The organism is Microbulbifer rhizosphaerae (assembly GCF_014191725.1).
In the GTDB taxonomy this organism is placed as follows: Bacteria; Pseudomonadota; Gammaproteobacteria; order Pseudomonadales; family Cellvibrionaceae; genus Microbulbifer; species Microbulbifer rhizosphaerae.
Window position 1 is genome coordinate 134,708 of the sequence record NZ_JACHWZ010000014.1, and the last position, 8,880, is coordinate 143,587.

General features: G+C 59.2%; 8 protein-coding genes. 6 read left to right on the plus strand and 2 right to left on the minus strand.

What is annotated here, in order from left to right; translation table 11 throughout:
* Positions 1-28: 28 nt before the first annotated feature.
* Complete coding sequence (locus FHS09_RS15210; protein WP_183461416.1) at positions 29-1,438, plus strand: TyrR/PhhR family helix-turn-helix DNA-binding protein; 1,410 nt, start codon at positions 29-31, stop codon at positions 1,436-1,438.
* Positions 1,439-1,631: 193 nt separating this feature from the next.
* Here the strand turns inward: FHS09_RS15210 and FHS09_RS15215 are convergent, their stop codons facing one another.
* Positions 1,632-1,949 carry an Mpo1-like protein gene (locus tag FHS09_RS15215; RefSeq protein ID WP_183461418.1) on the minus strand — a complete coding sequence of 106 codons (318 nt, stop codon included), beginning with the start codon at positions 1,947-1,949 and terminating at the stop codon, positions 1,632-1,634.
* A 161-nt stretch (positions 1,950-2,110) separates the two neighbouring features.
* On the opposite strand from FHS09_RS15215, the gene FHS09_RS15220 reads away from it, so the two are divergent.
* From FHS09_RS15220 to FHS09_RS15240, 5 genes are all read left to right on the plus strand, one after another.
* Positions 2,111-3,334: a CaiB/BaiF CoA transferase family protein gene (locus tag FHS09_RS15220; RefSeq protein ID WP_183461421.1), complete on the plus strand. Its 1,224-nt coding sequence runs from the start codon at positions 2,111-2,113 to the stop codon at positions 3,332-3,334.
* Positions 3,335-3,525: 191 nt separating this feature from the next.
* Positions 3,526-3,897 (plus strand): VOC family protein, encoded by a 372-nt coding sequence (locus FHS09_RS15225; RefSeq protein ID WP_183461423.1) that lies wholly within the window; start codon positions 3,526-3,528, stop codon positions 3,895-3,897.
* A gap of 30 nt (positions 3,898-3,927) precedes the next feature.
* On the plus strand, positions 3,928-4,524 hold the full coding sequence (locus tag FHS09_RS15230; RefSeq protein ID WP_183461425.1) for a rod shape-determining protein: 597 nt from the start codon (positions 3,928-3,930) through the stop codon (positions 4,522-4,524).
* Positions 4,525-4,746: 222 nt separating this feature from the next.
* Positions 4,747-5,478: a GDSL-type esterase/lipase family protein gene (locus FHS09_RS15235; protein ID WP_183461427.1), complete on the plus strand. Its 732-nt coding sequence runs from the start codon at positions 4,747-4,749 to the stop codon at positions 5,476-5,478.
* Positions 5,479-5,488: 10 nt separating this feature from the next.
* Entirely contained in the window at positions 5,489-6,586 is a 1,098-nt protein-coding gene (locus FHS09_RS15240; protein WP_183461429.1) for a GDSL-type esterase/lipase family protein, read from the plus strand.
* Positions 6,587-6,637: 51 nt separating this feature from the next.
* On the opposite strand, the gene FHS09_RS15245 is transcribed toward FHS09_RS15240, so the two are convergent.
* Complete coding sequence (locus FHS09_RS15245) at positions 6,638-8,602, minus strand: acyl-CoA dehydrogenase family protein (RefSeq protein WP_183461431.1); 1,965 nt, start codon at positions 8,600-8,602, stop codon at positions 6,638-6,640.
* Positions 8,603-8,880: the final 278 nt, after the last annotated feature.

Sequence of the window (8,880 nt, forward strand, 5' to 3'; positions counted from 1 at the left end):
TCTGTAAATTTATCTTTACAGGCCCGCGATGAGAGTCGAAATAACTTGTGCCAACCGCGTGGGTATCCTGCATGAAATTATGCAGATATTCGGTGAATATCGGATAAACGTGACTTCCGGAGAGCTGGGGGGAGACAGCGGGGATAAAGTCTATCTCTCGGCTCCCAAGATGCTCACCACCCAGTACCAGGCCATCGAAAAGTCCCTGCTCAAAGTGCCGGGCGTCAAGCGGGTGCGGCGTATCGCACTGATACCTTCGGAAAGGCGCCACTTCGAACTGGATACCCTGCTGCGGCATGTGGCTGATCCGGTTCTGTCGGTGGACAGGGAGGGGCGGGTGATCGCCGCCAACCTGGCGGCGGCGCGGGCCTTTGGGGTAAATCTGGATCGGGTGCCCGGGCTGCAGTTGCAGCGCTTCCTCCCTCTCTTGCAGGTGGCGGAACTGCTGCGGGATTTCGCCGTACCCCGCTACGGCTTGCCGGTCGCCGTGCGCGGCAGGCCCTACCGCATGGAGTGGTCGCCCATCGCCCTGGCGGAAAGCCCGGGGGCTGTGGAGTCCCTCGCCGGCGCGGTGCTGACATTACAGCCCCGGGAGCCGGGACTGTCGAGCCCCGAACTGCCTGAGCCGGTAGCCCTCTGGGACTGGGACCGCCGCAGGGACTGTTGTCTCCAGCTCCAGGAGTTGGCCGGGCTCGGCGCCCCCGTGCTGATCGCGGGCGAGCCCGGCAGCGGCAAGAGTTCCTTTGCCACGGCCCTGCATTACCTCTCCCCAACGGCGGGGGACTGCTATCGCTTTGGTCCCCGGGATGGCCAACTGCAATTGCCGGACCCCTTTCGCGGGGTCGGCACGGTAATTCTGGAGGACCTGCAGCTGCTCTCGGGAGAATCCCAGTTGGCCCTGGTACGTCGTTTAAAGGCGCTGCCGGCGGATTTGCGCCCGGTGGCCACCTGCTCAAATACCGATGGGCTGGCGGCACCACTGGCCCAGTTCTTCTCCTCCCTGGCCCTGCGCCTTCCGCCGCTCAGGGTCATGCGTCCGGCTCTGGAGCGTTTCGCGGCGTCGATATTGCGGGAACTGGGCCGGGGAGGGGAGCCGCTGCAGCTATGCGACCAAGCCCTCCCGATCATGCGAAGCCACGACTGGCCGGACAATTTCAGCGGCCTGAAAAACTACCTGAGTGCCGCCGCCAGCCGCTGCCGGGCCGCCGGCCGCGGGCGGATAGAGCTGGAGGACCTGCCGGATCTGGCGGTGGGCGCCGAGCTGCCCTGGCGCGACTGGAGCCGCGGCCTCAGCTACCGGGAGATTATGGAGCAAATGGAGAGGGCCTTGTTCACCGAGCTGGCCGCCGGGCAGCCCTCGACCCGGGAACTGGCCAAGCGGCTGGGAATTTCTCACACCGCAGTGGCCAACAAGTTGCGTAAATACGGACTGACGTAGGGCCGAACCTCAATGGCACCAAGTTAAGGGTTGGCAGGGCAACTACTCACCCCTGTGACACTAAGCAGAGGTCTGGGCGGCCCTGCTACCGGTAGCCGTTCGTTCAACAGCCTCATCGGCAATCGTCTCTCGAACGGCTCCCGGTATCAGGGTCTTCGCATCAAGCTCCGGCATTCTTTTTCCGAGTCCCGAGTCAGCGATCGATTCTGCCCAGCAGCATATCCCTGAACATCACAAAATCCCCCCACAGACTGTAGAAAGGATTTTTGAAAGTGGCCGGCCGGTTGTGCTCAAAAAAGAAATGTCCAACCCAGGCAAACCCGTAGCCGGCAAAAGGTACCGCAACGAGGTACCACAGGTTGCCGCTGAACAGTGCAACCGCCAGCAGCAGGATCACCAGGCCGGTACCGGCAAAATGCAGGCGGCGACAGGTGAGGTTGCGGTGCTCCTCCAGGTAAAAGGGATAGAAGTCGCGGAAGGATTCAAATTTTCTCGGTTGTGCGGTAGCCATGGCTGTGCTCCCGGTTCTTATAATAATCCGGGCCAGTCTATCGGTATCCCTGGCTCCATCCAAGCCGGGCGCAAATGTGCCGAATTTGATAGGCTGCGCAGATTCCCTCTTCCACCAGTTAGTGGAAGAAGGCAGGGGAGAGGGCAAATAAAGAGGAAGTTATGGCAGGTCCACTCGCACATCTGAAGGTTCTAGATCTCAGCCGCATTCTGGCGGGCCCCTGGGCCAGCCAGGTATTCGCCGATTTTGGTGCCGAGGTCATCAAAATCGAGCGCCCCGGTCGCGGGGACGATACCCGTCACTGGGGGCCTCCCTACCTCAAAGATGCACAGGGCGCAGATACCTCGGAGGCGGCCTATTACCTGAGCGCCAACCGCGGCAAAAAGTCCGTGACTGTTGATATCACCCGGGAAGAGGGCCAAGCGCTGATCAAACAGCTGGCGGAGCGCTGCGACATCCTGTTGGAAAACTACAAAGTTGGCGGGCTGAAAAAATACGGGTTGGATTACGAGTCCATCAGGTCCGTTAACCCGGGGGTTATCTACTGCTCCATCACCGGTTTCGGCCAGACGGGGCCCTACAGAAACCGCGCCGGCTACGACGCCATGATTCAGGGTATGGGCGGCCTGATGAGCATCACCGGAGTGCCCGAGGGAGAGCCCGGCGCCGGCCCGCAAAAAGTGGGAGTGGCGGTGGCGGACCTGATGACCGGAATGTACGCGGTCTCCGCCGTTCTCGCCGCGGTAATTCACCGCCAGCAGACCGGTGCCGGCCAGTATATCGACCTGGCGCTGCTGGATACCCAGGTGGCCTGGCTCGCCAACCAAGGACAGAACTATCTCACCTCCGACAAAAGCCCCGAGCGCCAGGGCACCGGTCACCCGAATATCGTGCCCTACCAGGCGGTACCGGCGAAAGACGGCTATTTTATGCTTGCGGTGGGCAACGACGACCAGTTCAAACGATTCTGCCATATTGCCGGCCTCGACGAACTGGCGGAACAGCCCGCCTACGCCACCAATGCCGCGCGGGTCTTGGCCCGGGAACAGCTGGTCCCACTGATCGAAGAGGCCACCCGCCGGCAGGAAGCCGTCTGGTGGCTGGAGAAACTCAGCGACGCCCATGTACCCTGCGGCCCCATCAATGACCTGGACCAGGTCTTTGCCGACCCCCAGGTACAGGCCAGGGGAATGGTGCTCGAACAGCCGCATCCGCAAGCGGGCGCGGTGAAAACTGTGCGCAACCCGGTGATATTTTCCGAGACCGAACTCGAATACGAACAGGCACCGCCGGTTCTGGGGGAGCATACGGAGGAAGTATTGCGGAAGTGGTTGGGCAGAAGCGAGGCCGAGATCGCAGAGCTCAAGCGGGAAAATATTGTCTGAATAGCGTTATCAACCCGGCGAGTTTTGCGGCCGGGCTAACTACTCACCCCGACAGTCCCCTCTCCCCTTTGGGGAGAGGGTTAGGGAGAGGGGGAGCCGGTCAGCGTCCCCTCCCCCGGCCTCTCCCCCGCAAGCGGGAGAGGGGAGAGTAGTTACCGACCGGCTTAATGAAGCGGAGAGGGAGCCCGAAAATGAATATAGACCACATCAATATCAGCGCACCGAAGGATCTGTTGCGCGAGGTCAAGTATTTTTACTGCACGGTGCTCAATCTGCAGGAAGGCTACCGGCCCAGCTTTTCCCGTCCAGGCTTCTGGCTGTATTCGGGCGACCGGCCACTGGTGCATTTGACGGAAAGTAAAATGCATTACGGGGGCGAATGGCGGGGATACCTGGACCATGTGGCGTTTCAAACCGAAGACCTGGCTGCGGTAGTGGAGGGGCTGGAGCTTCTGGGTGTTTCCTACAGGAAAACCCATGTGCCGGACACCGGCGTGACGCAGCTTTTCTTCGAGGATCCGGCGGGTACAGGGCTCGAAGTCAATTGTATTGACAGGAGCTGAGCGGCGGGCCGGCTGAACAGGAAATGTCAGGTGCTCAAAAATCTCGTTAACAAAAAACCGGGAACCATCCTGTACGTGCAGATATGGGAAAAGCGCATCCGGGTCACGGATATCGGCAGCGGCAGGATTTACGACCAGGTTCCTCAGCTGGCACTGGAGGAGAAAAAGGAGCGGCGGACCGTCGCTGCCGTGGGCAGCCGCGCTTCGTCCGCATCCGGAAAGAATATTGAAGTGGTGAACCCCTTTTCCCACCCCCGCTCGCTTATCCGCGACTTCGCCGCCGGCGAACAGCTTTTTCAACATATCTTCAGAGAGCTGTCAGGAGACACACTGATTCCAGCTTCGCCCACCGTGGTATTGCAGCCCATGGAAAAGACCGAGGGGGGGCTGACTGATGTAGAAATTCTCGCTTTCCAGGAAATGGCGCTGGGGGCCGGGGCGCGGGAAGCCGTGGTCTATCAGGGAGAGGAACTCACCCGGCATACTTTTGACTACCAGAAGGTAAAAGAGAAGAGTGTGTCCGGCAAGAGAGCCGCAAGCGAAAAGGGCGGCCAGTTTATACAGTGGTTCTTTCTGCTGCTGTGGCTGGTGCTGATTGCGGCCATGACGTTGTTTGGTGAGCGGTAGGAGCCCGCTTTATACCTTTGTGTAATTGACAGAGCAGGTTACACGGGGTAATTCTTGTTTCCCGGCCGAAATCATAAACGCAGGCCTGCGTCTGGCGGAAACTCTGGTCAACAGACGAAGTTTTCCCGGCACTTCGGTCCCGAAGGGGCCCGGACATCGATGACTTCGCCTGATCTTACCAACCACAAGTTTTACTAATCATTAGCAAAGGCAATAGCAGCGATGAAACCCTGGATTTTTGTGCTTACTTTCTTGATGTTGTGTGTAACCGGTTACGCCACCGCCGCAGCCCCAATTTCCACCCAGCCGGTACCGCGTACCAAACAGTTTCCCTGGATGAGCCTGTCCACCTGGTACCAGAAGCACTCTGACGACGTCAGGGTCGCCGAACAGAGCCGTGCCCGGGTGATATTTCTGGGGGACTCCATCACCGATATGTGGGACCACGCCCAGTCTGTCTGGGATCGCGAGTTCGCACCCTTTCAAGCCGCCAATTTTGGGATCGGCGGCGATCTCACGCAAAACCTGTTGTGGCGTCTGGACCACGGGGCAATCGACAAGCTCAATCCCGATGTTGTGGTTATTCTGATCGGCGTGAACAACTTCCTGCACAACGACGCCAGTGCCCGGGATACCTTTGCCGGTGTTCAAGCCGTGGTTGATCGGGCTCTGCAAGGCTACCCCAACGCCCATATCGTTCTGCACGGTATCTTCCCCTATGGGGAAAAGGCGGGCACCCCTGAGCGCGAGCGGGTAGAAGCCACCAACAAATTGATCAAGACTCTGGCGGACAATCCGCGCGTTGATTATTACGATTTCGGCCCGGTTTTTTTGCAAGACGATGGTCGAATCAGCAAGAGCATTATGGCCGACTATCTGCACCCCACCGAGCGCGGCTACGAACTCTGGGCCGAACAGTTGAGCCCGGTACTGTCCCGCCTTTTGAAGAAGTAAGGAGCCCGATGTGAAAGCGATACCCGTATACCTGTTATGGGCTCTGGCCTCGCTGTCCGAGTGTGCCGGGGCCTCCGGCGATGCTTCGCTAAAAACCGTCGACGCCAGCAGCGACAATATCCGCTGGAGCGGCCGCTTTGCGGTACTGGAAAATGGCAGCACGCGTTTTGGCTACCCAAGCGTCAGCGCCAACCTCGCTATTTCGAGGGGAGATCTCAGCGTTACCGCCTCCAGCAGCAAAGACGGCAGCTACATGGCTGTAACGGTGGACGACAGACCACCGCGCCGCTTCACATTGACCCGGACGCCGAAGCAATATTCCCTGGTGGAAAGCGATGGTAAGCCCCACACAGTACGGCTCAGTCACCTGTCGGAAGCCTGGCGCGGTATCGTCACGGTAGAAAAATTCACCCTTGCCCAGGGTGAGTTTCTCTCCCCGCCAGCAGCGCCGGAGCGCAAACTCCTTGTAATCGGCGACTCAGTCACCTGCGGTGAGGGCGTCCACCAGCCAGCCGATTACCAATGCGACACCAGCCCGCGCCAATCCGACTCCGATCACTCCTACGGCATGCTGCTCGGCAGAGCTATGGGCGCAGAGACCCAGTTGGTGTGCTACGGCGGCCGCGGCTTGATCCGCAGTTGGAATGGCAACACCGACGAGTTGCAGGCGCCCCAGTTTTTTGAACTGGATATACCCATTAATAACGGGCCGGCTGCAGATCTATCCGCTTTCGTGCCGGACGTTATCCTGATTTCCCTCGGCACCAACGATTTTAACCTCGATATAGGGCCGTTACCGGAACGGAGCGAATTCGTATCGACCTACGTGGAATTTGTCGAACGTTTGCTATCGCTCTATCCCGACGCTGAGATTGCACTTACCGAGGGCGCCATCGTCAATGACGCAGCCGACCCGGCCAAGCCGCAGCGGAGCGTCCTGCGCAGCTATATTTCCGATACGGTTAAGCGCACAGCGGACGCCCGCGTCCATCAGGTTCTCTCCCAACATCACTCCGGGGACACCTGCGATGCGCATCCGACTGGGCAACAGCACGAAGCCATGGCAGGTGAACTACTGCCTGCTATTGTCCCGCTGTTGACTCGATAACGATTTATTTCCGAATTGGCATTGATACTAAGTCTGAACTACTACAGTTTATCAGTCTCCCTCGGGGGTAACCGATACCGCTTCAGACCCGGTCTCGGTTGCAGGACACCGCCGCATCCCCCAATGTCGTGATTCGTGGTAGCTTTGCATTACTGAATGCCCCTTCGGAATGCCTCCGTCGAGCAGCTTCGAAAGCTCGCTGAGCGGCTTGGATTCTCCGATTGGAGCCCGCATTATCGCGTTGTCGATTTCAAACGCTTCGACCAACTCATCGAGCCGTGGCGCCAGCGCCTGAGCCGACGCAAGACGCGCACGCGCAAGCCCACGCAGTACTCTGCGCGACGCCCAGGGCCGGCCACCGAACCAGGCACCATCCCTGAGCACCAGGCCCGAAGTGTAGATTTGCGACAAGAGGTGCAAGATTCCACCGGCTTCGCCGCCTTTTGCCTGCGCTTCACGCGCCGCCGACTCCAGCGACTCTGCCACGAGCCGTTCGGCGTGAATCCTCCCGAGCCGCATCAACTCGTCCGTGTTCTCTTTCCAGACTTCCGTCAGGGGGCGACGCCGTTGCGCCAAAAACATGCGAACGCGCAGGCTCCGTCTCACCGCAAGCTCCCGACGGCAAAGCCAGGACAACAGACGCGATCGGGCGCCCGGGCGGGCGCGCGCTGGAGGTTTGTAGTCGATTCCGCGCACGAGGTCGCTTCCCACCTTCAAAAGCAACACATCGCTCTCACCTTCCGCGGTAAAGATCGCGTGGTTGCCAATGAGGTTTTCGAGTATTCGGTTTGCCCCGAACATTCCGTGCGAACCGGTTCGCTGTCGGCATATTCCGATGACTTCGAAAGTCGATAATGAAACGAAGGCCTTCAGGATCGAAGCCTCTCGGGCCATGAATTGCTCGCGCTCTTCCGAAGGCTTCGGGGAACACCCATTGACGATCGAGTTGTAGCGCAAGCGTAGCGCGTACATCGTGGCCACCGCGTCGACCAGGGGAAGGTAAAAATTGCTGCAGTCCCGGGCGGAGACACCAGGTGAGCCAGGAGAAAAAACCCGCTTTTCGCGCGCACCGTTTACCGCAAGGAAAACCACGGCTTGAGCGGCAGTGATGCACGTCAGGCTGCCACTCAAGCGCGCGAAGGAAAGTCGGTCGATCGAACGCAAAAGGCGTCTGCGCCGGCTCGGCTCGGTGCATCGAAACTCTCCTTCGTCCGTGAGTTCGATCTCTGAATCGACAAGCAAATAGTCTTTCGGGATGCGCACATCACGTAACCAGGTGCACGAGTTATCCAGGTTGACCGTAGGCTCCACTCCAATCCATCGTGCTTCGACTCCCGGAGAATCGAGTGGTACCAAAAATGGAAAGACCCCTTCGTCTTCACCCTTTGTTACAAGCCGCGCAAACAGGACGGCTACCTTTCGTTCCCGCTGGAACCAGCTATTGGGCATCCACTTCAAGCTACCGGCCGTTGGCGTATTGAGGACAAATTCCCTGGTCTGCGGCTCGTATCGGGCCTCGGTTTCGATTGCGATCGCATTGGTGCCCGTCGACAACTCTCCGAGCACGAAACACCCCACAGTCCGCCCCTTCAACATCTCGTCCGCCACCGCCTTCACCGCGGGGGAGCGGTCCGCGGCCTCCAGTACCGTGCGAAGCGCAAGCAGATAATGGATATTCGCCACCGCCCAGGCCGCGCCGTCGAGAATGGAAAGCAGGCCGGTGACGCACACCAGACGACGTGGGTCCCGCACGATTTCGTCAGGGCCAATTGCGAGCTCTTCATTGATGCGCTCGCGAATGATGTCGAGCCATCGGTAGGTGCGTTCGAAACGGGCCTGGGGGCCGAGCGATTCGTCCTGCCCAAACGAAGGCTCCCTGAGTAATGCCTTGGTCCACGCCTCGGTGCAGGCCAACTCGGGCTGCCGGTCCTTGTTCAGGAGGATCCGAGCCAAGTCGGCACCGAGATAGGGTGCGTCGGCACTCGCTTGGACTTTCGCATCGCGTTTTATCAGCAAAGGGTAATACTCGAGTTGTCCCGTGTTCCGGGGACAGTATACCAATCTCCCCATGTAGAAATTACGTCTAGTGTCCCTGGTACACCTTTATACTTCCGGGAGCCCGGGCCAAACACCCGGCAATAGGTAGCCTTTTCCGTATCTTTGCAAGGGATCTTGACTAAATCCAAGTGCCTTAGATTTAGCCTCGTCAGTAAAATCTGTGGGCAGCCTCCGGCACAGGCAGCCGCCCAAGCGCATGATATAGTGCGATTTCCAGGCATCTGTAGGTCCTGAAG

What these genes read in the sequence shown, in the direction of transcription:
- FHS09_RS15225 (WP_183461423.1), top strand. Translation starts at nt 3,526, where the DNA reads ATGAATATAGACCACATCAATATCAGCGCACCGAAGGATCTGTTGCGC.
- FHS09_RS15210 (WP_183461416.1), top strand. Translation starts at nt 29, where the DNA reads ATGAGAGTCGAAATAACTTGTGCCAACCGCGTGGGTATCCTGCATGAA.
- FHS09_RS15220 (WP_183461421.1), top strand. Translation starts at nt 2,111, where the DNA reads ATGGCAGGTCCACTCGCACATCTGAAGGTTCTAGATCTCAGCCGCATT.
- FHS09_RS15235 (WP_183461427.1), top strand. Translation starts at nt 4,747, where the DNA reads ATGAAACCCTGGATTTTTGTGCTTACTTTCTTGATGTTGTGTGTAACC.
- FHS09_RS15215 (WP_183461418.1), bottom strand. Translation starts at nt 1,949, where the DNA reads ATGGCTACCGCACAACCGAGAAAATTTGAATCCTTCCGCGACTTCTAT.